The sequence below is a fragment of the Oleiphilus messinensis genome, from assembly GCF_002162375.1.
Taxonomy (GTDB): Bacteria; Pseudomonadota; Gammaproteobacteria; order Pseudomonadales; family Oleiphilaceae; genus Oleiphilus; species Oleiphilus messinensis.
The window spans coordinates 4,380,365-4,405,162 of record NZ_CP021425.1 but is presented as its reverse complement, the minus strand read 5'-3'; the positions used below and the strand labels follow the sequence as shown (position 1 = coordinate 4,405,162).

General features: G+C 47.0%; 24 protein-coding genes. 14 read left to right on the top strand and 10 right to left on the bottom strand.

Going from position 1 to position 24,798, the window contains the following annotated elements:
- Positions 1 to 62: 62 nt before the first annotated feature.
- The 9 genes from OLMES_RS19155 to OLMES_RS19115 all read left to right on the top strand — a co-directional run bounded on the left by OLMES_RS19155 (position 63) and on the right by OLMES_RS19115 (position 9,546).
- Positions 63 to 980: a lysylphosphatidylglycerol synthase transmembrane domain-containing protein gene (locus OLMES_RS19155; protein ID WP_087462742.1), complete on the top strand. Its 918-nt coding sequence runs from the start codon at positions 63 to 65 to the stop codon at positions 978 to 980.
- Positions 981 to 1,185: 205 nt separating this feature from the next.
- The gene (locus OLMES_RS19150; protein ID WP_087462741.1) at positions 1,186 to 2,274 is read left to right on the top strand and encodes a glycosyltransferase family 2 protein; all 1,089 of its coding nucleotides are present in this window, start codon (positions 1,186 to 1,188) and stop codon (positions 2,272 to 2,274) included.
- On the top strand, positions 2,271 to 3,851 hold the full coding sequence (locus tag OLMES_RS19145; protein ID WP_087462740.1) for an ArnT family glycosyltransferase: 1,581 nt from the start codon (positions 2,271 to 2,273) through the stop codon (positions 3,849 to 3,851). The genes OLMES_RS19150 and OLMES_RS19145 overlap by 4 nt, the downstream gene beginning before the upstream one ends.
- Entirely contained in the window at positions 3,851 to 4,804 is a 954-nt protein-coding gene (locus OLMES_RS19140; protein ID WP_087462739.1) for a phosphatase PAP2 family protein, read from the top strand. Before OLMES_RS19145 ends, OLMES_RS19140 begins: the two co-directional genes overlap by 1 nt.
- A 5-nt stretch (positions 4,805 to 4,809) precedes the next feature.
- Positions 4,810 to 5,592 carry a DUF3108 domain-containing protein gene (locus OLMES_RS19135; protein ID WP_157678393.1) on the top strand — a complete coding sequence of 261 codons (783 nt, stop codon included), beginning with the start codon at positions 4,810 to 4,812 and terminating at the stop codon, positions 5,590 to 5,592.
- A gap of 95 nt (positions 5,593 to 5,687) precedes the next feature.
- The gene (locus OLMES_RS19130) at positions 5,688 to 6,686 is read left to right on the top strand and encodes a ParA family protein (RefSeq protein WP_157678392.1); all 999 of its coding nucleotides are present in this window, start codon (positions 5,688 to 5,690) and stop codon (positions 6,684 to 6,686) included.
- Entirely contained in the window at positions 6,679 to 7,365 is a 687-nt protein-coding gene (locus OLMES_RS19125) for a YcjF family protein (protein WP_157678391.1), read from the top strand. Before OLMES_RS19130 ends, OLMES_RS19125 begins: the two co-directional genes overlap by 8 nt.
- A 60-nt stretch (positions 7,366 to 7,425) precedes the next feature.
- A complete protein-coding gene (locus tag OLMES_RS19120) occupies positions 7,426 to 7,821 on the top strand; it encodes an NINE protein (protein ID WP_087462735.1) in 396 nt (131 codons plus the stop codon).
- A gap of 201 nt (positions 7,822 to 8,022) precedes the next feature.
- Positions 8,023 to 9,546: a DUF4214 domain-containing protein gene (locus OLMES_RS19115; RefSeq protein ID WP_087462734.1), complete on the top strand. Its 1,524-nt coding sequence runs from the start codon at positions 8,023 to 8,025 to the stop codon at positions 9,544 to 9,546.
- Between the two features lie 26 nt (positions 9,547 to 9,572).
- Here the strand turns inward: OLMES_RS19115 and OLMES_RS19110 are convergent, their stop codons facing one another.
- From OLMES_RS19110 to OLMES_RS19095, 4 genes are all read right to left on the bottom strand, one after another.
- Positions 9,573 to 10,325 carry a winged helix-turn-helix domain-containing protein gene (locus tag OLMES_RS19110; RefSeq protein ID WP_087462733.1) on the bottom strand — a complete coding sequence of 251 codons (753 nt, stop codon included), beginning with the start codon at positions 10,323 to 10,325 and terminating at the stop codon, positions 9,573 to 9,575.
- Positions 10,326 to 10,416: 91 nt separating this feature from the next.
- The gene (locus OLMES_RS19105; RefSeq protein WP_157678390.1) at positions 10,417 to 11,985 is read right to left on the bottom strand and encodes a tetratricopeptide repeat protein; all 1,569 of its coding nucleotides are present in this window, start codon (positions 11,983 to 11,985) and stop codon (positions 10,417 to 10,419) included.
- Between the two features lie 4 nt (positions 11,986 to 11,989).
- Entirely contained in the window at positions 11,990 to 12,235 is a 246-nt protein-coding gene (locus OLMES_RS19100; protein ID WP_087462731.1) for a hypothetical protein, read from the bottom strand.
- A gap of 209 nt (positions 12,236 to 12,444) precedes the next feature.
- Positions 12,445 to 14,010: an ATP-binding protein gene (locus tag OLMES_RS19095; RefSeq protein WP_087462730.1), complete on the bottom strand. Its 1,566-nt coding sequence runs from the start codon at positions 14,008 to 14,010 to the stop codon at positions 12,445 to 12,447.
- A 256-nt stretch (positions 14,011 to 14,266) separates the two neighbouring features.
- Here OLMES_RS19095 and OLMES_RS19090 point away from each other — a divergent pair, with 256 nt between their 5' ends.
- The 5 genes from OLMES_RS19090 to OLMES_RS19070 all read left to right on the top strand — a co-directional run bounded on the left by OLMES_RS19090 (position 14,267) and on the right by OLMES_RS19070 (position 19,650).
- Complete coding sequence (locus OLMES_RS19090) at positions 14,267 to 15,412, top strand: hypothetical protein (protein ID WP_087462729.1); 1,146 nt, start codon at positions 14,267 to 14,269, stop codon at positions 15,410 to 15,412.
- Positions 15,413 to 15,595: 183 nt separating this feature from the next.
- Positions 15,596 to 16,963 (top strand): insulinase family protein, encoded by a 1,368-nt coding sequence (locus OLMES_RS19085; RefSeq protein WP_157678389.1) that lies wholly within the window; start codon positions 15,596 to 15,598, stop codon positions 16,961 to 16,963.
- A 215-nt stretch (positions 16,964 to 17,178) separates the two neighbouring features.
- Positions 17,179 to 17,802 carry a hypothetical protein gene (locus OLMES_RS19080; RefSeq protein WP_157678388.1) on the top strand — a complete coding sequence of 208 codons (624 nt, stop codon included), beginning with the start codon at positions 17,179 to 17,181 and terminating at the stop codon, positions 17,800 to 17,802.
- Positions 17,799 to 19,181, top strand: a complete 1,383-nt coding sequence (locus tag OLMES_RS19075) for a GGDEF domain-containing protein (protein WP_087462726.1) — start codon at positions 17,799 to 17,801, stop codon at positions 19,179 to 19,181. The genes OLMES_RS19080 and OLMES_RS19075 overlap by 4 nt, the downstream gene beginning before the upstream one ends.
- 100 nt (positions 19,182 to 19,281) lie before the next feature.
- Positions 19,282 to 19,650, top strand: coding sequence for a response regulator (locus OLMES_RS19070; RefSeq protein ID WP_087464567.1), 369 nt, complete (start codon positions 19,282 to 19,284; stop codon positions 19,648 to 19,650).
- Here the strand turns inward: OLMES_RS19070 and OLMES_RS19065 are convergent.
- From OLMES_RS19065 to OLMES_RS19040, 6 genes are all read right to left on the bottom strand, one after another.
- Positions 19,645 to 20,748: a tetratricopeptide repeat protein gene (locus OLMES_RS19065; protein ID WP_087462725.1), complete on the bottom strand. Its 1,104-nt coding sequence runs from the start codon at positions 20,746 to 20,748 to the stop codon at positions 19,645 to 19,647. The genes OLMES_RS19070 and OLMES_RS19065 overlap by 6 nt on opposite strands.
- Before the next feature lie 63 nt (positions 20,749 to 20,811).
- On the bottom strand, positions 20,812 to 21,483 hold the full coding sequence (locus tag OLMES_RS19060) for an energy transducer TonB (protein WP_087462724.1): 672 nt from the start codon (positions 21,481 to 21,483) through the stop codon (positions 20,812 to 20,814).
- A 72-nt stretch (positions 21,484 to 21,555) separates the two neighbouring features.
- Entirely contained in the window at positions 21,556 to 21,981 is a 426-nt protein-coding gene (locus OLMES_RS19055; protein ID WP_087462723.1) for an ExbD/TolR family protein, read from the bottom strand.
- Between the two features lie 16 nt (positions 21,982 to 21,997).
- On the bottom strand, positions 21,998 to 22,525 hold the full coding sequence (locus OLMES_RS19050; protein WP_087462722.1) for a MotA/TolQ/ExbB proton channel family protein: 528 nt from the start codon (positions 22,523 to 22,525) through the stop codon (positions 21,998 to 22,000).
- Positions 22,515 to 23,903, bottom strand: coding sequence for a MotA/TolQ/ExbB proton channel family protein (locus OLMES_RS19045; protein WP_087462721.1), 1,389 nt, complete (start codon positions 23,901 to 23,903; stop codon positions 22,515 to 22,517). The genes OLMES_RS19050 and OLMES_RS19045 overlap by 11 nt, the downstream gene beginning before the upstream one ends.
- A complete protein-coding gene (locus OLMES_RS19040; RefSeq protein ID WP_157678387.1) occupies positions 23,900 to 24,748 on the bottom strand; it encodes a DUF3450 domain-containing protein in 849 nt (282 codons plus the stop codon). The genes OLMES_RS19045 and OLMES_RS19040 overlap by 4 nt, the downstream gene beginning before the upstream one ends.
- Positions 24,749 to 24,798 lie beyond the last annotated feature (50 nt).

Here is a 24,798-nt window from a genome sequence, read left to right as displayed (position 1 = left end):
GATTGTGAAACTGGAAGCGCTTGAGGTAAGGGGGATGTGATGCTGCTACCGAGGATGACCTGATGACGTCGCGCTATCTGATAATGCGTACAGTGGCAATAATATTGTTAATTGCCCTGATTTTTGTGGTGCAGTGGAGTGTCGGTTGGAAACAGTTAATTGTACCTTGGTTTACGATATCCCCAGGAGTGCTGGTTCCGGCATTCCTGTTGGTGTTTCTCAGCCAGGTTGTTCGGGCGTTACGCGTGCAGTTATTGTTCAAGCAGGATCTTGGTTGGGCATTAGGGGGGCTATTTAAAGTCAGTGCCTGGCACACTGCAGTTAATAATTTATTCCCGTTCCGGTCTGGAGAATTGTCTTTCCCGCTGCTCATGCAGCAGCGATATGGCTTTCCGTTGCTGCAAAGTGGTGTCGGGTTGCTTTACCTCCGACTTCTGGATTTGCATTGTTTGTGTTGTGTCGCTTTGGTCGCGTTTACGGTAGTACAAAAGAGCCTTGTTCTGATCTTAATGTTTTTGGTGGTTTTGCTGTGTTTGCCGCTACTGGTCCGGGGCCGACCATTGCTTGCAGAAATTGCCAGACGTGCCCGTCCTGATTCATTCGTTGCGAAATTCTTCAGACAATTACTCGCGATGCCCTTGTCCTTTTCTGTACTGGCTCAGATATATGGTCTAACTGTGCTCGTTTGGGGTATCAAACTGGTGGCATTTTTGCTCGTTATGCAGGTTTTCATCCAAGTTGAGTGGGGGGCGATGGTATTGGCCATTATCGCGGGTGATTTAAGCAGTGTATTGCCCGTCCATGGTGTTGCGGGGGCTGGCAGTTATGAAGCGGCAATGCTTCTCATTTTAAAACCCTTGGGGGTAAATTTTGAATCGGCATTGCAAAGCGCAGTGAATATACATTTGTTTTTGCTGGGCTCTTCCATCCTGATTGCAATCTTGGCGCGATGCCTTCCCAACTCGGAAAAGCCTCTGTAAAGAAGGCGTTCTAGTCAATCACCTACTTCCTGAATTTTCTACTAAATGGTGGCTGCTTTTCAATGGTGTTTACCTTAACGCTATGTCGCCGGATTCCATGAAATTTCCGTGAAAATACCCGAAAAAATGTCAAAAAAAGGTTCTTTTTCTATAACAATCAATTGCCAAGATAAGGCTTCTAGAGCGGCAATGGAAGTTACGGACGATGAACCCTATCAATCCTCTTAGTCTGAGTATTGTCATTCCTCTGTACAATGAAGAGGAAAATGTAGCGCCCTTGTTATTCCGAATTCATGAAACCATGAATCACTATAAGGGCAAATGGGAATTGATACTGGTAGATGATGGCAGTTCTGATCTTACCCTCCAGAATCTGAAAACGGGTGCCACAGAGTTCGGCCCCCATGTAATTGTGTTGCCATTAAGTCGAAATTTTGGTCAAACAGCTGCACTTCAGGCAGGGCTGGATGCAGCACAAGGCGACCTTGTCGTGACGCTGGATGGTGATCTGCAGAATGATCCGGCTGACATTCCGATGCTTATCGAAGCGTTGTTCGAACGTGATCTTGATTTGATTCAGGGCTGGCGGGTTGACCGTCAGGACCATTGGCTTCGGTCAAAATTTTCCAGAGTCGCCAATCACCTGATTGGCAGAGTCACGGGACTACGTCTACATGACTATGGCTGCAGCCTGAAGGTTTACCGTCGTGAAGTGATTGAAAAAATCCGTCTCTACGGTGAAATGCACCGATTTATCCCGGTTTGGTTGGCTGAATACACCGCACCAGAACGGATTGGTGAGATCGCGGTAAACCACCATCCCCGGCATGCCGGTCAATCCAAGTACACGTTATCGCGAACGTTTCGAGTCATCCTGGATTTATTGACTGCATTTTTTTTCCTGCATTTCCGCGCTAAACCTGGCCATTTCTTCGGTGCGATTGGATTGTTTTTCGCCGTATCAGGAAGCCTGATGATGATGTATCTCGGTGTGCTTAAATATGGTCTGGGAGAGGATATTGGCCAGAGGCCGTTATTCTTTATGGGAATACTCTTCATTGTTACCGCCATCCAGTTTTTAACGACAGGGGTGTTGGCGGAGTTGCTAAGCCGAACCTTTTTTCAGTCTCGCAGGCAACCTGCCTATAGCTTGCGGGAATCTGTCGACCTGAGTCAGGCCCCGTTCGTCGCAGAAAATCATCATGAGACGTATTGGCGTACACCTGCCGCTGAAAAACGGGTGCGCGCGGTAAATCATAATGCGGCTCACAGGCAAGCGGGGTATGAGGTATGACAACAGCCCGATTGGAGCTACATGCTGATCGCTGGTTGACCACATCCTGGTTTCTGTTGTTGTGTGTTGTCGTTGGCTTTTTCGCCAATAACTGGAACGTTCCGCTTTTTGACCTGGATGAGGGGGCATTTTCAGAGGCAACGCGGGAGATGTTGGCCTCTGGTAATTTTTCCGCCACCTATCTCAATGGTGAGCCACGTTACGATAAGCCAATCCTGGTGTACTGGTTACAGGCGCTCAGTGTTACCTGTTTTGGTAATAATGAATTTGCCTATCGTCTTCCCTCTGCACTAGCCGCAACGGCATGGGCGTGGGCTATTTTCACTTTTGCAAGAGAGATTCTTAACGTTGAAAAGGCGAAAATTGCCGTACTGATTTTTACCACCTCACTGATAGTGACCATTATCGGCCGCGCGGCAACCGCAGATGCATTGCTGAATCTGGTACTTTCACTGACTTTGCTCGATATATATCGATATCTTAAAAGTAGCGATCGAAAAATACTGTATCGAATCTACTTTTGGATGGCCCTGGGTGTGCTGACAAAAGGGCCCGTTGCGATATTTTTTCCATTGCTGATTAGTCTGATTTACTGTCTGATTAACGGCGCTGGTCGAGTCTGGTTGCAGGCCGTATTGTTCTACCGGGGCTGGTTGGTATTGTTGGCAGTGATATTACCCTGGTGTGTTGCCGTTTGGTTCGAACAGGGTGGGGCGTTTTTTATGCATTTCCTGGGGGTGCACAATATTGGCCGATTTGCGGGCACCATGCACGGACATGGTGGGAATCCGTTTTACTACCTTGCGATACTGCCAGTGATATTGCTTCCCTACACTGGACTTTGTTGGCAGTTGTTTGTTCGTTTTCGAGCCATTGTTCAAGAGCCGCTCTCCCAATATCTCGCGATATGGTTCGGGGTTGTATTTTTATTCTTCTCTGTGTCCCAAACGCAGTTGCCGCATTACTTGCTCTATGGTGGGACACCCTTATTTATTCTCATGGCACATCATATTCAGGGCCTGACTAACCGTTGGTTAGCGCTCTTGCCATTTGCTTTGTTTCTATTGCTGCTCATTGCGCTGCCCTGGGGCGTTTCACTCGCCCTGCCATACACTGATAGAGCATACGAACATGAGTTGTTGACGGAAGCGATGATCAAGTTAGGCACGGACTATAAAATTCTGTTGTTACTGAGTGGGGGGCTGTTCGTTTATCTGGTTTGGGCAAAGAATATCCAGCTCTGGCAGAAGTTGCTGCTGTGTGGATTTATGCAAAGTGTTCTACTTTCAATGGTCGTTGCGCCGGTAATCGCTAACGTGGTTCAGACCCCAGTGAAAAAAGCGGCTCTAGTGGCCCGGCAGTATGATGAGAATACGGTGGCTTTCGAAATTAATATGCCGAGCTTCAGTGTTTATTTAGGGGATATAACGCCACGACGGGAACCTGAACCGGGTGAGTTAGCCTTTACGCGGGTTGATAAGCTTGAACGTTTGAATCGGCTTTATCCTGAGTCACAACAGGAATTGCTATTCAGTGAAGGTGGAATCCGATTGATTAAAATCAGGGAGCAACAATAATGCTTTACCAAGCTACATTGAGGCGCAAGTGGCATATGCTTCAGCAACTATGTTCCGACTGGCTTGATAGCGCCCGATTAGCAGGGGATTTGGAGGCAAGCCGCAGATTGAATCGCAAGATAAACGAAGCACGTATTACGTTGATCAAGCGAACAATGGTCATCAGTTTCTTCATGGCGATTACATTCATGCTCACTCATGGGTACCACTGGGGATTCTTGACGATCAACAGTTGGGGCGTTCTGCTGAATAACGAGGATTGGCAAGTCATTACGTTTATGGGGGATGCCCTGTTTTGTCTGGTGATCGTCTTGTTTTTCGCTCGGTCGAATCCGCATTTGGCGTGGGTGGTTTTTCTTGCCGCGATCTATGGCACGCTCTTTACCCACAGTCTTAAACAGCTGGTGGATGCTTTCCGCCCCGCCTATATGCTTGATCCAGAGATATTTTACATTATCGGGCCAGCCTTCAAAAAACACAGCTTTCCGTCGGGTCATGCGCTCACGATTTTTACCACTGCAACCGTGTTGCTGTACTACGCACGTAATCTTTCCACCCGCGTATTTCTGATCGTTGCTGCGGCATTAATCGGTATCAGCCGGGTTATGGTCGGGGTTCATTGGCCCATTGATGTACTGGTCGGCGCTGTCGGTGGTGGTCTCGCAACAATCGGGGCGGTCTATACGACCCGTTATTGGTATTGGGGAATGCGGATTCCGGGGCATTTATTCCTGTTATTTATCTGGGTCGGCTGTGCAATTGCGTTGTGGAATCATGATGGTGGCTATGCTGCAGCTTCGCCATTTGCCAAGCTGTTTTGTTTGGGGGCATTGGGGTGGGCATTTTATAGCTATATTTGGTACCCCGTTTCCTTAAAACGTAAGACACTCCAGTTGAATGCAGATCTTGTTTTACCGGTTATCCAGCCTCGTATGGGAAGTTCGGGGAGTTGATCCCGGTGAAAGATATCTGGCGTATTTTGCGCATGTATCTTGGCGGGCTGTGCTTGCTCGTTTTTGTGCTCTCGGTTAGTGCAGAGGATCGCACCCTGAGTAACTGTGCCACGGAAGCCCAAGTAAGAAGCCTGATAAAACCCTACGAAGTATCTTACAAGGCGCGATTTCGAGGTTTTCCCATCGACAACGAGCGGGTTTTGTCTGTGGAAAATGATGGCACCTTTCGAATATCCGGTGATATGTCGCTATTTTTCGTAGCAATTCATGAATACTCCCGTTTTCAGCTTACCCCGAAATTATTGGTACAACCGTTAGAGTATTTTTATGTCCGGGAAGGTCTTGGCGATTCAAAGGATTTTCACCTGATGTTTGATTGGTCGCGCTTTCGCGCAGAGAATCAAATTCCTGAAGAGCCTTGGTCTATAGCCCTGGAGCCAGAATCCCATGACCTGTTGACCCATCAGTTGCAATTGCGTCTGGACTTGATGTGTAAGGGGGTACAGCTTGATCGTTATGAATATTCCATCGTCAAAAAGAAGCGCCAGCGTGTTTATGCCTATCGTCCCGTTGCCGAAGAAACATTGGTGACTCCGGTAGGTAAGCTCCGTACTCTAACGTTCGAAAAACTGGAAGATAAGCCAGGTCGTAAAACTACGGTTTGGTTAGCTCAGGATTGGGACTTTCTCATTGTTCGGTTAATTTATCAGGAGAAAGACGATGCGAGTTATCAAATAACCTTGGAGCGCGGGGCGCTTGCCGGTACGCCCATTACGGGACGTCCGTGAGCCCTTGCTGATTGTAAATCCCGCCGGTCGTTATGGATTCGACTATAATTTGGTTGCCTGATAGTCAAATCTTTATAACGTCCCGGATGTTGGTAATGCCGAATACAACAAAAATGAACGGTTCCAGGTATATGATGACCACCACGGAACTGGGTGGAATTATGGGTTTAGTGTCATCAAAAAAAAATCCTGAATTCACAACTGAAGAGCAACAAAACCTGATTACCCAGTCCGGCGGAAGGGTTGCCGTGCCCACGGATGTGATGCGAGCTTATCTGTCCCGTCTTGGTTTTGGGTATGATTCCAAAGTGATCGCCTTTATGAATTTAAAAGGTGGAATTGGCAAGACTACATCCTGTATTTCAATGGCGACCCGGGCGCTTCAGTACGGTTACAAGACCTGTATACTCGATCTGGATTCGCAAGCCTCAGCCTCGCTGGCCTTTGATCAAACCCCTGAGGATGACGACCCTATTTTTTGTGATGTGTGGCAAAAGCCCCATGAAATGTTAATGGGATCGTTGCGACGGATTGAAAATCAGTTCTACATACTCCCTTCATCGCTGGAAAATGGTCTGCTGGATTCGATGCTGGTGAATCCTGCCGCACAGAAAACGGCAGTAAAAGGGGTATGTGATACGTTGCGTCTAAACGAATTTGATTTGGTGATGATTGATTGTCCTCCTTCATTGGGTACCGCGGTTATCTCGACGGTCTGTGCCGCAGATACGATTGTTATCCCCATTTGCAGCGATGCGTTTTCGATGAAAGGGTTGGCCCTAACCCTTAACGAAATTGCCTCAATCTGTGAAACCTTCAATCTGCCAAAACCGGATATCCGAATTTTGTATACGAAGTATGACAGACGCATCAAACTAACCCATGATATCGCCTCAACGTTGGAAGATCGGTACCCGGACTACATGATGCCGAATCCAATACGAACCAGTAGCGAATTTTCCAATGCATTGCAGCGGAAACAGACTGTGTTTGCCAGCGCCAAAAAGAGCAGTGCGAAAGCGGACTACGATGCCTGCACTCGAGACAGACTCCATCTCAATTCATTTTTTCAGGGCGGTTTGGCGCATGGCTGATGAGAATTTAAACAGTGAAATCCCCGAGGATTCGAAAAATAAAACTGACATGGAAGAATCTTCGGATGAATCAGTGAACGAACCGTTGAAAGTTAAACGAACGCGTCGGCGGCTCTATGAAAGTCATGAAATGCACGAAGACAATTCATCGCTGGAAAATACAAAAAAGAATCAGTCTGATGCAGCTGCCGCCCGGTTGACAGCTGAGGACAGCGCGACCGAAAGCGCACTCGACGAACGTGTCTTAAAAGCTGAAAAAATTATCAAAAAATACACGTACCTGTCCGCCTCAACAGGTTTGATCCCGATTCCCATTGTGGACTTTGTCGCCGTTATGGGATTAGAGATCAAGATGATTCGCGAGTTATGTCAGCTGTATTCTGTCCCTTTCTCGAAGGAGCGGGTCAAGACGATCATTGCGGGTATCATCGGTGGCTGGAATGCCAGTGTGGTCGCGGGAAGTCTGTTGAAAATGGTGCCTTTTGTCGGTGTAGTGATTGCAGCCTCGTCTATCGCGGCGGTTTCCGGTGCGGCGACCTACGGCATAGGTGTGGTGTTCATGAAACATTTTGCCTCGGGGGGAACATTACTGGATCTCCGTCCTGAACGCGCGAAACATCGCTTTGCTGCTGCAGTTGATGATGGTGAGATTATCCTGGCACAAAAATCTCATAATTGAGGTGTACCGTTAATAGACGGTGTACATTATTATGCAAAATAGCAGATTAAGGACAATTTAATGGAAAAAAATACGCACTCTGTTGCTATCGGTTATGTACTTTGGATTTTCGGATTTACCGGTTCTCACCGCTTTTATTTTGGCAAACCCATAACGGGAACAATATGGCTTTTCACACTTGGATTGTTTGGAATTGGATGGCTGATCGACCTGTTTTTGATTCCATCAATGGATCGGGCTGCAGACAATCGGTATACCGAAGGTCCTCTGGATTATACGGTGTCCTGGATTTTGCTGACGTTTCTCGGCGTGTTCGGTGTTCATCGGTTTTATATGGGCAAGTGGATCAGCGGATTAATTTATCTGTTCACCGGTGGTTTATTTCTGATTGGCATAGTCTATGATTTCTGGACGCTAAACTCACAGGTCGACGAGTCAAATCGAATATCTGTGTGATGTTTCAGTGTTTCGTTTTTTACTCAATAAATTCCCGAAAATTAACGTTCCGATACGTATTTTTTTATTTTGCATTCGCGTGCTAAAAAATGAGGGATATTGAGACGGAAAAACGCATATTCGTAGTTGAGCACAAGTACAATGATACGCCGTCCAGCAGTTTGATACGGTAGACAGGTATAGAACCAAGGAGTTAAAGATATGTTGAGAAAACAGTTCGCAGTTACAACGCTAATTGCTGGCATGATGAGTGCCGTGCCCACGTTTGGTTGGGCAGCAAGTGACGCATCAATCACTGCAGTGCAGCAAGCCTATGTAGCTTATTATGGGCGACCCGGCGATTTTGGTGGCGTCGCATTCTGGGCAGGGGAACTGGATGTAAACGGTGGTGATCTGAGCGCCCTGATTGACGTGTTTGGCACCTCCGAAGAATACCAGGTCCGATTCGGAAACTTGTCTACAACGGAACTGGTTAACAATCTCTATGTACAGATGTTTGGTCGGGAAGCCGAGGCAGATGGCCTGGCATTCTGGGTCTCTGAAATCGATTCCGGTGTCGTGACATTGGGGCAGGTTGCTCTTTCTATTTCCGGTGGAGCTCGAGGTGATGATATCGCGACATTGGATAATCGCACTGAGGTAGCCATTCAATTCACTAATGAGATCGAAGCCCAAGGCAAGGCCTATAGCCTTGATCAGATCAGTAGCGCTCGTGACCTGATATTGACCGTAGATGCACTAACCGATGCTGCAACTTTTGTAGCGGGTGCTGATTTCTCACTGACTCTGGATGGGTTTCCTTCGGAAGATCCGGATAATGGTGGCGAGAACCCTGATAACGGCGGGGAAAACCCGGATAACGGTGGCAGCACAGACGGCACATCTATTTCTCTGGATCAGCTGGCGGTCTTGGCACAAAATGGTATTTGGCGCTCTACTACCCAATTTGGTTTTGAATTTGAACAAGATATGGGGGCTGGACTTTCCGCCCAAATCAAGTCAAGTATTAATGGTACTTCAGTGAGTTCGTTTACGGTTAACGGTGATAGCGTTTTGATTGATAGTTGTGACGCAGCTGGAGACGAGCCATTGGATGATGAAGATTTCGTTGATTCAGAAGATTTTGATGAAGATCAGCTTGGTTGTATCACGAGCTTGGAAACGAATTATTTTCAAGTTTCGGATACCCATGTGCGAATGGAGTTAAGTTGTGATGATGTGACTTACGGCACGGTAGAATTCCTGAAAATATCTGATAGCAATGAATTCAATTTAGGGGCGTTGTCATTTTCGTCTAGTGCTCGAAGTGGCGTGAGTACAGGTGGTGGGGTCTGCGGCGATCACTTGTATGTGAATTCAGAGGTTATGGTCAGTGATAATACCTTTGGTATTGAAGACTCGGTTTCAGAGAGCACAACAATAAGTGTTCGGAGTCCATATGGTAACTCGAATGTGTTCTTCGAATTCCGGTTCTCAGGGCAAGCTGCGCCTGGCTCCTATACGGTAGCCACAATCCCTGATTTTACGGGTACACAAAAAACGGTCAGTGTAGATGTTAAGTCCGCTGAATTCGGGGGCAGTGCTTCCGACCCTGAAGGACTAAGTATCTCGAGTGGTTCGGTGACGCTCTCTGCTGTCAGCGACTTAAGTGCCTCAGGTACATTTGAACTGGTAACTGTAGAAGGCGAAACCCTGTCCGGCAATTTTAACTTTAACTTGCAGTAATTACTGTTGGGGAACTTAAATTCGGTTCAACCGTTTGCGTTCCCCAAATAGAGATAACCTTTGCTTCTCACTGTTTTAATCAACTTCGGGTCGGTTGGGTCATCCTCCAGCTTGGCCCGGAGATGTGAGATCAAGATATCAACTTGTCTGTTTTGTCCGTCATACTCCATGCCACGGAGCGATTGAAAAATGTCGTCCCGACTGACGATGTTGCCTGTGTTCTCTTCAAGCAGTGTGAGCAAATCATATTCCGGGGTTGTGAGTTCCAGACGTTGGCCACATTTATAAACTTCTCGTCTCTGGTGATTGATCTGTAGCGTGGTGGAAGCATCTGAACCGCTGTTTGGATTAGTCAAGCCAGAAGCAGCGTTTACCTGTGCTCTCTCCGGTTTATCACTTTCCGTCTGGGGGGATGGATCCCGGCGCAGTACAGCGCGCGCTTTCGCCAGCAATAGTCTGGGCTCGACGGGTTTGGGAATATAATCATCCGCCCCCAATTCCAATCCAACGACCTGGTCAATGGTGTCGGTTCGGGCTGTGAGCATGATCAATTTACCCTGATAGGCTCCCTTGACCTGTCGGCAGATCTCCATGCCGTCCATATCGGGCAGCATTAAATCCAGAATTAACAGGTCAGGCTGTTCGCTGAGGATACGTGGAATGGCTCGGGCGCCATTGTGTTCGACCTCACACTCGAATTCATAGCGGCGGAAAAAGTCCGCTGTAAGTTCAGCCAGTTCGAGATCATCTTCTACCAGTAACAGTCGATGTTTGTTCATGGAGTATTCTACTTCTTGGTGAATATAGATTTTTCTTGATTTGCAAGCTCTGTTGTTCCAGCCAGAATGTCAATTCGGTATCGACCTGCATTCAGTCATAGCGCCAGCGAAAACCAATTTTGGCCATGTATCGATCATCATCTGCCAAGCCATCAGTCAGGTTTCGATCCGCCAGTTCTGCGCTTAGAATCCATTGAAGACTGGTGTCCAAGTGATACGTCAGCCGGGAATTCAACCGTAAATATTGCTCTTGCCAAAGATAGTCGTAGTCAAATTTAATCCAGCTGAGGGCAGATTGAATATCCCATTTCGGATTGATTTGATAAAAGCCCTGTAGTCCGAAACTCTGTGATTGATAATCCGTGATTTTCCCGCGATTGTCATTTTCAGCGTATTTTCCTTGCAGGGATATAAAGAAAGTGTCGCCGATCACGTATTTACCCCAGCCCAAAGAGATGGCGTTGTAGCGTGCGTCGAACTGGTCATACAATCCGTCGTGATAATCTTTGACCAGGTGATCGAAACCGACATCAATCAGGCCCCAGTCCAGTAGATACAGCGCCTCGATTTTGACCCCTTTGTAGTTCACCAGATTAAGGACATCGCGCTCAATCTGGCGGTAACTTGCCCCTATAGATGTTCTCAAAAAAGGTGTCCAATCCCAACTTAACGTGCTGGAAAATCGATAGTTGGTTTCGTCGTATTGATTTAATTCAAGTTGCTCTGTTCGCTTCAGGGAAAATTGATTCCGCCATCTTAATGCTGAGAGGTTAGGTCGTACCTCATGTTCAAGCTGCAGTCTGGATTCAACGAAAGCATTGTTCTTTTTGTTCGACGGTGCAAGCTGGGAGCCGTCGATAAACGGATGAAAGTTTCCCTCTGCATCAAAGTACCCATTTTCGGTAAAAATAAATCCATCATCTGCAATATCCGGTAGTGTCTGGCTGCCATCGTTGTTCAAGTTTCCGTCGTCGTTTAGGCCCGTGCCGTCATCGAGACTGGAACCATCCACAGGTGGTGTGAATTCAGGGTTATGGATTATCACGTATTGCTCATAGTAGTCATCCAATACACCAGATTCATCGATAAGTGGCGGATCCAACGCAATATCCCGAGGTTCGACATCAAAAAAATCGATTGGAATATCGTCTGTAATATGTGTGAAATCGTCAAATAGTCCGGATTCCCCGATTTCACCTGCAACAAGGTCGAGTTGGTTGTCAGCTCCAAATCGGACATTGCTGTTGAAGCCATAATAAGCATCAATCATCAATTTCATTTTGTGCCGGTTTTTAACCTTTTTCCGTTCTTGCTTGCGTTCCAGTCGTGCAAGCAGTCGCTCAATGTTGTGCTGCACATTTACAGGTATATCGGGTTGATCAAGCACTTGCTGGAGATGTGCTTGAGCTTGTTCGATATCACCCAGTTTGGCGCATACCAAAGCGAGTTCAAGGCGCACTCTATGCATTTCCGGATATTGCTCAAGCAAAGCGGAAAACAAGGTTTTTGCTTCGCCATAATCACCGCTTTTAACTTTTTTCATTGCTTGAGCAAAATCTGCTTGCTCAGGCGAAGTATTCCCCTGAGCAGGCGAAATTAACAGCCCGAAACTGCTAAGAATGAACACCAAAAGCGTTAGTTTAGAGGTGTTTGGTAGCATGGTGTCAAAATCCTTCGGGTAGTTTTTGTAGTTCCAGATCCAATTCATCTTCTGGCTTGACACCTGATGCATCGTCAATCAGGTTGCTGTCATCCAACAGGTTGAGTTCCATTTCTTCAGAGCCGTTTATGCCGACACCGAATTCAGAAGCCAGCGGGTTTTCTGTTTGCCATTGCTCGGACTGCAGGTCCTGACCCCAAATCCCCCATTCATTGATCTTGAGATCATCGTGCCGATCTGGCTGTGTCATCACATCTGTACGAGTTGTATCGGCATGACTTGACGCAACCGGCCACAGGCAAAGCAACAACAGCGTAAGCGCAATATTGCACCTGCTGTGGCATGGGCTGCTGTTTGTCTGTAGCTCTAGGATCACAGTGGATACCCTTTGTCCGCTCATTATCAGTTTTGTGTTCCGGGTGGCAAGTCCCGAGGGTTATCAAAAATGTTATGAATTTGTTATGTCTCTGGATTCTCTGAAAAAAGTGGGATACTAAAGCTGAATCTTGCACCGCCACCACCTGAATTCTCTGCCTGAATCTTGCCACTATGGTGATGTACAATTTGCTGAGCAATAGCCAGCCCGAGTCCATAGCCCTGATATTGTGGATCCCGGCTTTTATCTGCCTGGAAAAAGGGTTTGAATAGATCGGATAACACGGCAGGATCGATACCGGGACCATCATCATCAAGTTGCCAATAAAGATTCTCGTCGCGGCGACTGACCATAATTGCTGCCCGGCCCCGCGCATGACGCCCTGCGTTTTGTAGCAGATTTTCCAGTAATCGTTTAAGAAGTACCTCATTGCCTTGGACATACAGGGGGTCTGTTGGCATTTGTAAAGTAAACTCAATATTGGGATAGAGTGTTTCGAAATCATCCCGTGTTTGTTCTGTCAATTTCGACATATTGACCTGTGTGGCTTCAGCGTTTTTGAATTGTCGGGTTTTCTCGTAGGTGAGCAACTCGTCGATTAGGTGGTTAAGTTGTTTTAAATCGCGTTTGCAGGCCAGCAACATTGGGTGTTGTTCTCCCAGGTCTTCGCTCAACATTTCCAGGCGAAAGTGAATTTTTGCCATTGGCGTTCTCAAGTCATGGGAAACCGCTTGAATCATATAGGTTTGTTCATCCAGTAACTTCCGGATGCGCACCATCATTTGGTGAATCTTGTAATTCAGTAAGCCGATTGCATCGTCCGCCTGGTATGACGGTGCTTCACCCAGATAATCCGGCGTAATCTCATCCACAGTGTATTGCACGATCTGAAGACGCTTGGACAAGTTTCGTATCAACAAAAACAGGATCAGGGTAATCAATCCCAAGGCCAGAACAAACACCGCAACCAGAATTTCAATCGGGTAGGGGTCAAACATGACGATCGGACCCATGACCAATAGATCATCGGAATTTCCCCAGGGGGCATAGACTGACATGGAGTGGCTCCGGTCAAACTGTTTGCCCCACTCAATCACCACTTCTCCACGGGCAATTCTGGCCAATTGTTTCTTATTCATCGTTTTTTTAGTTTGCGAAGAGCGCATAACCGGGTAGGGCATGTGCTCACGCAAGGTATCGAATAGGGTTTGCCGCTCAGCTGCCGGGTATCGACCCAATTCATTCAGGATCAAAAAAGCAGTGGCGGTCATCAGCCCCTCGTTCAGATACTGCACGGGGACTTCAATAGCCAGTCCCGGGTCGGACATCAGTGCACTGCGGTATTGATAAGCCCTGCCACCTCGATAATGTAATTCACTCTCACCGGGTTGCAGTGCATAGTCATTTTTTTTCAATGTAATTGGCGCACCAATAATACGGGAAACGAGTGTGAGCCACCGTTCCCGATGTTCATCTGACTGACGGCTCAGGCCCCGGTTCAGCAAGAATAGTGTGCCCTTGAGATTGTCTTCCAGGTGTTGCTGGTAGCGATAGTCGTTGAGCGATCCCAGGAAAAAGTAGGAGAGCCCCCCAACAATAAGTATGCAACACAGCATGCCACTATAGATGCCAAAAAATAACCTGCGCACGTGATCTCTCTGTGTTATGAATTCCAGACTGACTTATTAAGCTGATTAAGATCAAAGTGCAAGAATAACAATGTTTCTGATTTGTTGTGATTACGCACAAAACCGGCCATCAAATGCCCCTACAAAACCCAACATTGTAACCTTCGACGATGACCTGGAGAGCAGGTTTTAATAACCGTGGATTCAATAACCTGCCGTGGCTTCGGTGGCATTGGGTTCTCAGTTAATTAATGCAATTAAAAAAAGGAATACTGCAATGTTGAAACAGAACGACGAAACGGTCTCAGTCGACAGCGATGCGCTGATCGACTTCTTGTTTGATGGCGAAGAGCCGATGGTGATCAGTGAGCCTATCGATTTGGACACTATACCGGCGGATGATAGCGGCGAAGTTGATGCGCCCATCGCGATTGATATTTTGCCCGTGGATCCTGTCATGGATGAGTTGATGGCGCAACTCGACGCAATCTACGGCACCCCGAAAACGTTGACTGAAGCTGAACAGGATCAGCTTGACCAGCTCTATCAACAAATCGACTCCCTGTATCAAAATGCGGTCGTTAACGAAGTTGGTGAATTTGAAGGAGAGGTTCAGGCACAACTTGATGCGTTGTATGATCAAGTGAATGACTTGTATGGAATCCGCTCTTATGAAGATCTGTCGCCGGAAGAGCAAACCCAGGTTGATGAAATCATGGCGCAGCTCCAAGGCCCAAAACCGGATATTGATTTGAATCCGGACGGTGAATTTGAAGTCGATCCTGAAGTTCAGTCGCTGTACGATGAACTGGATGGGATTTTTGGTTTCGGTAAAGTCTTGAGTGAAGAAGAGCAAGCGCAAATTGACGGTATCAATACCCAGATTGACGCATTATTGGGTGTAGATGGAGAGCTGGATTTGACGGAAGAGCAGCACAATGAGCTGGATGCACTCTTTGATCAAATGAACGATATCTATGGCATCAAAACCTATGATGACCTCAGTGATGCCGAGCAGGCCCGTGTTGAAGAAATCTATAGCGAGCTCGACAGTCACTTTCAAACGTTTGGTGAAGATAGTGATCTGGCCGCTGATGGTGATGCTCCTGGTCTGGATGTGCTTCAAGGCACCGATCTTCCGCTCGGGGATGGGGAATTTGATGACCTGTTTCCCTGTGTCCTTATTGATGAACTCCCCGGTGATGAAACGGTTCAGGTCTCTGTAGATGACTTGATCGGCATCCCTGAACCGGTATTCAGTGGCGAAGAATTGCCTGGAGCAGAGCTTCCCGATGAGTGGTGGGACTGTGAAATTTCCGATCCACTGCCAGAAAACTTCGGCGTGGAAAATGTCTTCGTTGATCAAGCCGCGATTTGTTTCATCGCTGTCAATGAATTCGAAATTTCAGTTGCTGGGTTCTAAGCCTTGAGAAACATGTCAGATAGCCACGGTAGTGCAGTGCTCTGTGGTTATCTGGCATCATGTTCAACTACTCGGTATAAAGTTCAATTACCATTTCTGTTCAACACTTTTATTTTTTCAGGTACAGTAGCCCGCTAACATATGAGATTGCCTCAATATATAGCCTCTATTTTGGAGTCAATTGTGGTTAGCGAAAAAGACCAAAAACAGACCATAATTCGGCTGATGGGAAGTTCGGACTCTGATGCCTTCAAATCTGCATTCGAGGCTTGGTATAGCAAAAATACGGTTTGTGATAGCACCGATACGAACTACTTTGTTTTGCTTCGTTCACAGAATGCGGATCTCGATTCGGGTAGTGCGGCTTCCATCTCAATATTAGTCAGCTTACTTCGAGCTCAGCTGCATCATGAAATTGAGACAGCAGAAGAGCTGGGGTTGGAGTTGACGATCAAGCGCGAAGTACAAGGCATTGGGTTTTATTTTTCGGGGCCAGCAGATGCAATTGAAGCCCTGCAAACGAAAGTCATTGAGCAGGTTTTATCGGTTCAAATTAATTTTGATGCGGTTGAAATTTACCGTAATGGATGGATTAACTACCTGCAAGGCACGGCCGATTTTGACCCTCTAGTCATCGCCGATGATTTGCTGTCATCAGTGTTGCATGTACCGCGCTATCGTTTCGATGAGCTGAACCGTGCGATGGAGCTGATTTCTTGCGCTCGGATTGAAAACGCGATTCAACAATTTCTGTCATGCTTTGAAGTGTTGAGTTTAGCCTGTGGTGATCTGGAACCCGAGCAGGCGAAGCATTGGTCAAGAGCCCTCAAATCCCAACTTGTATTGCGGGGGGGAGAGCTAAAATCTAGCGTCAAACACAGAAAAATCAATCGCCTGCCTGCAGGCACGAGTCGAATGAGTGCGCAAACGACGCACGATGATTCTGTGAATTATTTATATCTGCAAGGTGTGAGTAATACTCCAGAGGAGATTGCCCACTTTATTCTACTGAGCCGTATCATTGATTCAAAATTCTTTACCGCTTTACGGACCGAGCAACAACTGGGCTATCTCATTCAAACTGGGTACCGGGAGTTTCTCGGGCATCCGGGTCTGGTGTTGCGGGTGCAGTCGCCCGTTGCGGGTCCCGAGCAGCTTGAAATGAAGGCCGCACAATTTCTGGAGGAGTTTGCCGCCAGTCTGAAGACAATGCAGGATGTGCAATTTAATGATTTCCTTGCGGCCTTGATCGAGCAATACACTGATCCTTATTCAACACTCTCTGATCAGGCCGATGGCGCGTGGCGTGCCATCCGGAGTGGAGTCGCACCTGATTTTGTGCCTGATTTAATCCTGAGCGCCGCGCGCAGTATTAACCGCCAGGATTTTATCGCCTGGGCACTGTCTCGACTGGATCAAGGGCAGAGCCAGCGCTTGTCACTGCTTATCGAGGGGGATGAACACAAAATCGAGTCAGCTTGGCGTAAAAAGCACGAAAGCTCTTTTATTAGTGCTGCACCTAATCTGTGGGAAAGTGCGGCAGGTGATTGATCGAGAGAGTTGCAAAAAATAACACGCCATGATCATAAAAAACGTTATAGTTGAGTAGCCCCAAATTTGTGCACAATAAAATAAATTTTAAACTAAAAAAAATGAACTAAAATAATAACTAAGACGATTTGGGGTCGTATAAAGCACAAATTAACAAAAGGACATGCCTTTGTACCTGTCAGGCAAGTCCGGTCATATAATAAAGGTGTGTTATTTTGTCTCAACAAATGCGTTCGGAAATTTCCGAAGATTCAGAATTGATCAAACAAAAAATCAGTGACCTTGTTCGTCACGCTGCGGAAGAGCGAATCCGCCTTCATACCCAACTCGATGAATTTCGAATTGTAGATGATGATCGAGGATTTGTGCCCGGACAGGTACTTGGCAACCAGATGGCGCTTATTCTTGTCAGTGGGGATGCCATCAGAATTACATTGAAACTTCATTTTTCCCTCTCTGAAATTAAACCGCTCATCTACGCAATTTATGGTCTGGATAGCCCCAATGATGTTCGCGATGAACAGGCAATTGATTTTGGTAAAGAGCTTTGCAATTTAATCGCGGGTTATGTGGTGCAGATGCTCGAAGAGAACGGATTGCCTGTCGGAATCAGTCTACCGCTATGTACCCGTGGCTTTTATGAAATCTTTGCAGACTACCGGCCCCTGCAGAAACCCATTATCAAGTACTGTGATTTATGGCGCTTACAATATGGTGAGACGTCGATATATGGTACGGCAATGGTCGAAGTTTTAAATCCAGCACTTTTAGAACCGCTGCTATCCTACGAAACGGGCAGTGATGATAGTGATGACTCCGGGGAATTTGATTTTCTATGAGCAAGTTAAACCAGGATATACAAGCCTCTCACAAGATATTATCCCTGCTTGAAAAAGCGAACGATCATGCGGAACATATCATCGATATGTTACCTGGTGTATTTTTGATCATCAATGAACATGGCGATATTTTACGGGGAAATATCGAATCGACTAAAGTATTTGATCTCAGCTATGAAGCGCTGTTGCGAACCAATGTCTCCGAGTTGCTTCGACATGAGATTTGGCTATTATTCCGACATTATTTTCACGCATTAGTTAAGAATCCTTCCGAGACCAGTATCAAGTTTGAGCTGAGCTTAAGTGATAATCATGGCATTCTCACGGAGCACCCGTATTACTGGCATGTTCGTAAAATGGAAGTGGGTAATGGTGCAGAAGGGAATTTATACGTTGTTATGGGGGAGGATATCTCCCAATTGAGGGAATCTGAAAACCGTCTGCTCAACGTGTTTTCAAGTATACCATTAGGCATTTTGACCATCGATGAAACCGGTGCGATTGAGGATTCTTATTCGAGCTATCTTGAGTGTTTATTAGGGTGCTCCAATTTCGAAGGTAGGCAGTTTGAAGAAGTGGTATTTGATCCGATAATGGAGGATCTGACACGGGCAGAGCAACAAGGAATCAAAAATATTTATGCCTGCCTGAATCAGGAGGAGAGCCAGTTCTTGTTGCACGTTGATTCGTTTCCCAAGCAAATATTCTATTACCGGGATGACAAAAAGCAAAATGGCAAGTATCTGCAAATTTCCTACAAGCCTGTTAATTATGAGGGTGTAATCAAACGGTTGTTGATCATTATTGAAGATCGTACAGCGATTATCGAGGCAGAGAAAGAACAGCAGCGTGCCCAGGTAATTGAAAAACAGAGCCGGGCGGTATACGAAAGCGCTATCAGAGACCCATTAACCGGACTATACACTCGACTTTATATGGAAAAGTCAGTTCTGAACCGGTTTGGAGAATCCGAAGACGAAGAGCCGCTAAAGACCCTGATTCTATTTGATATTGATCATTTCAAGCGAGTAAACGACACTTACGGTCATGATGTGGGGGACGTTGTGTTGAAAGACGTTTCCGCAGCAATTTTACAGGAAATCGCTGAGCAGGATGTCCCGATTCGGTATGGTGGTGAAGAATTAATGGTATTCATGCCTGGAGACCTAAATCAGGGAATGGCCCTGGCGGAGCGGATTCGAGTGGGCGTGGAATCCTTGTCAATTGTTGTCGATGAAAAAAACATACAGGTCACAATCAGTGGTGGTGTTGCTGCATATCGTGAAGGTGAGGATCTTAAACAGTTGATAAAACGAACTGACCAGTTGCTGTACAAAGCCAAAGAGCAGGGCCGAAATCAGATTATCGTGGCTGATTAATGATTACAGCTGTTTGAGACAATGCCAAAAACAGATTCGCTACCTTAATCAATAAATTAGATTGCGCAAATAATAAAATCAAGACTGGAGTGGTATGGCCATGGCCAAAATTTTAGTGGTAGATGATTCCGAAGTGATCAGGGCCCAATTAACCAAGGATTTGACCGGTGCCGGGCATGAAGTGGTTGAAGCCTATGATGGCTTAAATGGTATTGATCAGTTGAAATCCCACGATGATATCAAACTGATTATATGTGATGTTAATATGCCGGAGATGGATGGACTTACAATGTGTGAAACCATTCACCTGGATGCTTCCATCCCCCAGTTGCCGATTGTGATGCTGACAACACAGAGCAACGTAGATATGAAAACCAAGAGCAAGGAGTTTGGGGTTGTGGCCTGGATCATCAAGCCACATAAACCGGCTGTGCTGATTAATGGTGTAAATAAAATATTATCACTATGACCCATCTTTTTGTGCGTTGAATTGCCTGAGTTGCTCAAGTACAGTTCGAGTTTCAGTGTCACCGGGAAACAGCTCAGTGAGTGATTCCATAGTTTTCAGTGCATCAGCATAGCTTTTTGCCGAAATCTGCGCATTTGCCAACAAGGTAAGATTGGTTTTGTTTCTCGACATATTCCCGGTGTTGAAGCTCTCCTGAATCAGGGTTGCGGCTTTGTTGGGTAAATTGAATTCCAAACATAGCTGGGCAAGCCAGCGAATATGTTGCTCATCCTTTAAATACCCACCGACGTAAGCGGTCTGCAAGCTGGCCAATGCAGCTCTGGGTTGCTGAAGCTGATGTTGTGTGGTTGCCAGTTGTTGCCAGTATTCGCCTGATGGGTAGTATGTAATCAAGGTCTTCAAAACTTCAATGGTATCGCGATGCTGTTGCAATTGTGAATGCGCTGCCAGTGCTAACTGGTACCAGCTTTCCGGTGCTGGTGAGCGCATTTTCAGGGCAGCGTGCACCGGGCTGATGACAGCTTGCCATTCATTGAGTTGGCTGTGGCTTTGTGCGAGGATCAAGTAATCCTCTGGCTTTATTTTAATTGCTGATTGTTCAGGTACTGACTCGTTCTCTGCGTGTTTCAACCAGGCTTCCATGTAGCTGATTGCCTCTGGCCACTGTTGTAATTCAAAGGCCAGCTGCGCCAGAAGGTGAGTCAATTTTTGCTGTGCTTCAGATGGTAGTGATTCTTTTTTCCAAGCGCTTTGAAAGAATTCATAGGCTTGTACGTAATTCGGAATTGCAGGTACTGATATCGCCAGGTTACCTTGTAAGCGCGCCATAATCGCTGCTTCGTAATCAGAGAGCTTCAACTTGCTGAGTTTCTCCAGCGCTTTTTTAGAACGAGCCGCTTTGTCTTCCACTGACAGGTTTTCACCGGGTTTTTCTGCATTTTCATCATTATCCACCAGTGGTAATTGTGCTTCCTGCAATAAACGGTATACGACTGGCGATACCGTGGATTTCTTGTTGCTTGCCACTGCCTGCCCTGCAAAGTTCATCATGATGCTTATGAAAAGTGCGAGCACCAGAGAGCGGCTGGACCAGTTCATGAAGTTGCACAATCTCATTGGGTTCCCTAAAGCTTTAACGTTTTATTTCCGAAACGAGTGTCTTTACGACTGCATTTTAAATTCGAGTGTTTGTCGGGTTCTGAATGGTGTTGCCTGCCCACCCTTTACCAGAGGATTGAACCGCCAACGCAATATGGCACGTTTGACGTTGCTCTCGAAGAAGCCGGGCGGAGTCGATTCGATAAATTTGAGTGATTCTTTCTCCACTCGCCCTTCTTCATCCACAATAAATTCCACCACGACTTTACCCTCAATGCGCCGTCGTTTAGCCTTTAATGGGTACATTGGGTTCACTCGGGTGACCGGTGCCATTGTCAGTTCGAATTCTATGCTTGGGGTGGTGTCCATGCTGAGGCCCGCCAGCTGGCCATCCAACGAGCCTAAATCCAGTGCCAGGTTAATGTTGCTCGGTACGTTTGGGGCGGCAACATCGGGCACACCCAGCTTGAGGGTCTGTTTCGGAGGTGCCACCAAATCCTGCTGTTCTGTCACGTCCTCAAGTTCTGGTGGCTCTGGCTTTTGACGCTCTCTTGTTTGGATCTCACTGTCAAATCGCATTCGATGTAGCTGCAGGCTGATTTTTGCGTCGGGTTCTAAATTTGTGGTCACCTGGCTATCGACCAATTGGGACATAAAGAGAAACAAAATAAACACAATGCCGGTGCTGGTAAGCAGAAAAAGGCTTAACTTTGAGGTTTGTCTTAGCAGGATCACGATGAAATATCTCCTATCAATCTTGCCAGTGCCGAATTAAATCAAGTGCTGTCGCATTTTCCAGGGTGTGCCTTAGCGCTGCACACTTTTCGAAGCCACAGCTACTTGTTCCACGCCAGCGAGTTTGACTTGGTCAAGAACCGTAATCAGTACGCCTGTATTTGCCTGCTGGTCGGCCTGGATCATCACGCCAAGATCTGGTTGCTCGGCACGCATACGTTCGATCGTGGGTCGTACCATGCGTTGGTCTGTCAGTTTCTGATCAATCCAAACCTCATCATTGGCGGTAATCGCGACCATGACACCCGCGGACTCTTTGGTCTGGGCGGTCTGCGCTTCCGGCCGGTTAATTTCAACTCCGCTTTCACGCACAAAGCTGGTTGAAACAATAAAGAAGATGAGCATGATGAATACAATATCCAGCATGGGCGTCATATCTATTTCGTGATCGCTCTCGGGAACGTCAATTTGTACGAGGTTGTTTAAGCGTTGTGTCATTGCTTTGCCCTGTTGATTAGATCGTGGTCAGATCACGGATATGGTTTCGTTGTAGTTGCCCCCAGCGTTGTAACCAGGTAAAACAAAGCAACCCCGTTACGGCCAGTGTCATACCCGCCATGGTTGGCAGCGTGGCCTGGGCCACCCCGGACGCCATTAAGCGAGGATTTGCTGTACCTTTGGCAGACATCACATCGAACAGTTGAATCATGCCGGTGACGGTTCCCAGTAGTCCCAACAGTGGGCAAATAGCGATCAGGGTCTTGATCAAGGGAAAGGCAAAATCGATTTCCAGTGTCAGGTCACAGCTCTGCAGTCGTCGTGCTTTCAAGCTTTCGAGGCGACGACAGGCCGCTAATCGACTTGGAAACACAGCGAAACGAAACCAAAAGCGTTCCAACAAAAGCATCCAGAGTGCCAGACCAACGAATGCCAACAAAATTAACACCGGGCCACCGGAGCGAAAAAAGAGCTCCAGTGATACCAGTATGGTTTCAGCATCGGGCCAGATGCCCGAAACTTTCAGAGTGGAATCAGGCTGCATGGGCAAGTTCACGTACCGGGGTGTCTGGGAGTGTCAGAGCGAGTGATTTTTGCTGTAATATCTGCAGTAAGCGACGGGCCTGAGCTGCAATAAAGCTGTGACCAAACAAGAGTGGAATCGCGACACTGAGGCCCAATACGGTAGTCATCAATGCCTGAGAGATACCTCCGGCCATTAGTTTAGGGTCTCCAGTGCCAAACAGTGTAATACTTTGGAATGTGCCGATCATTCCTGTCACCGTCCCGAGCAGCCCAAGGAGGGGGGCCACGGCAGCAAGCAGTTTGATAAATGTCAGGCCTCGTTCGATGTGGGGAACTTCTTTCAGCAATGCTTCACTGACCCTGTTTTCCAGTGCCTCTTGAGACTCGGTTTTTCCGGTTTGTGCGGAGAGTAAAACGCGACCCAATGGATTTCTGTCGCTGATATTATCCGGCGAGTTGAGCTGGCGTTTGACCGCGAGTGTTACGCGTATTGTGGAGACCAGCTTCAAGAGTGCAAACAGAAAGCCCAATGCACCTAACCCCATGATGATGTAACCAATCGTACCACCTTGCTGAATTCGTTCTTTAATATCAGGAGTCTGGCCGAGTAAGGCCAACAATCCACCTCGACTGGGGTCAATCAGCAGGGTATCAGTTGCGCCCTGATAAAAAGATTTGGCCTGGTTGCCAAATTGGGTATCAGGTTGTTTAGCATAGATTTGCAGCTGTTGTTGATCCGGAATATAGTCCAGGTACTCGCCGTTGGCTGTAATCACGTTAAAGGCACCGAGCCTTAATACTTTTTTGGTTTGCAGCTGACCACTGCTGTTGGCAACAGATGCCTCAAAAAACGCGGTTTCCGCACTCTCTGTCATTTCCTGCTGTAACAATAACCATAAGTTCTTCAGATCCGAGACGGTGGGGATGCGGTCCTTGTTGGAGAACGCAAGTTGTTCGTGCCGATCTGGATATTGTGAACTGATCAATGAGGTTTGTAGGATGCCGGAAAAGTCTTCTGCTTGTTGTTTGATGACGCCAAAGACCTCGCCAAGTTGACCGCTGCGGTTATCCAAGGTGGTCTGACGCTCACTCAGTTTGAGTTCATTTGCATCAAATTGTGCCTGTAACTGATTACGGCGACGTTCTGCTTCTTTTAACCGTGCTTCTGCTTCAGCAAGTTTTTGTGCCTGAAGATCATGTTCATCTTTGAACTTTTGCAGGCGGGCCGCTTCTACTTGCTGATCGACCGTCACTTGTTTGCGCACCTCCTGTAGCAGAGCCCTGAGTGAATCCGGGCCGGTATTCGATTTGGTGCCGGTCGTATCTGCCCATGTGTACTGAGCAGTAGTGAGTAATATCATTATCAGGCTGGAACATAGGGTGTGTCGAAATTTCATTGCACAGTCTCCTTGGCCTGAGCCAGCGAATCATCGGTAACCATCGTTAGGGGCAGTGGCAGAAGCTCGGGGACAGACTGAGAATTTGCTTGCTGGATGGCTTGTTTAATCGCCCAATTGTGTGTTTCTGATAGATCAAACCACTTTTGCTGTTCCTTATTCCACATACCGCTCCGTTTACCATCGGCCGTTTGGTAATACAGTGCGAGTCTGCCGAGCTTCAGGAAAGTGACATTGGTTTGATTGTCGAGTTGCCCCTGATAGGTTTCGATCGTTCGGCCGTAGTCGACTTCAATTTGATAGGCTTCCAGAACCTGTCGGTACTTCTCGGCAATGCTGATATCTGCGCGATTTAGCTGCTCAGCCAGTCGAGCCAGGCGTTTCTCGCGTTCCTGCGGTAGAAATGGCTGGTCGTGCGCGATAAAGCGGACGAGCATATCCTGCATGCTGACCAGGAGGGGGAGCGCCGTTTGTTCTGTTTCTTCCAGTGATTGTATCTGGAGGTCAAGGTCTTGCAGTTCCAGCGCCTGGGCAGTAACCAGCTTCTCCAATTGCGAGTTATAGGCCTCAAGCTGAGTGGCCTGTTTTTCGGTGTGTTTGTATGTCAGGTAATTGTCCCGCGTTGCTGAATCCAATTGGTCTATTTTTGTTTGGATCTGAGCTTGATGATTGTTGGACCGTATGAGTCTTTGTTCGGTTTGCTTCAGAATAGGAGCTGACGTGTGATCGTCGTTTCCGTTCTGTGCTGCCAGTGAGGGAATGGACTTTAGAACCAAAAGAATAGTGGCGAGCGTATTTGCAAAACGTCTATAACTAAATCTTCGGTGTGGTTTGAGAGGAGGCATTCTATATGAGTGCGATGTGAGCATGGTAAGCTACAACCTGAATTAAATGA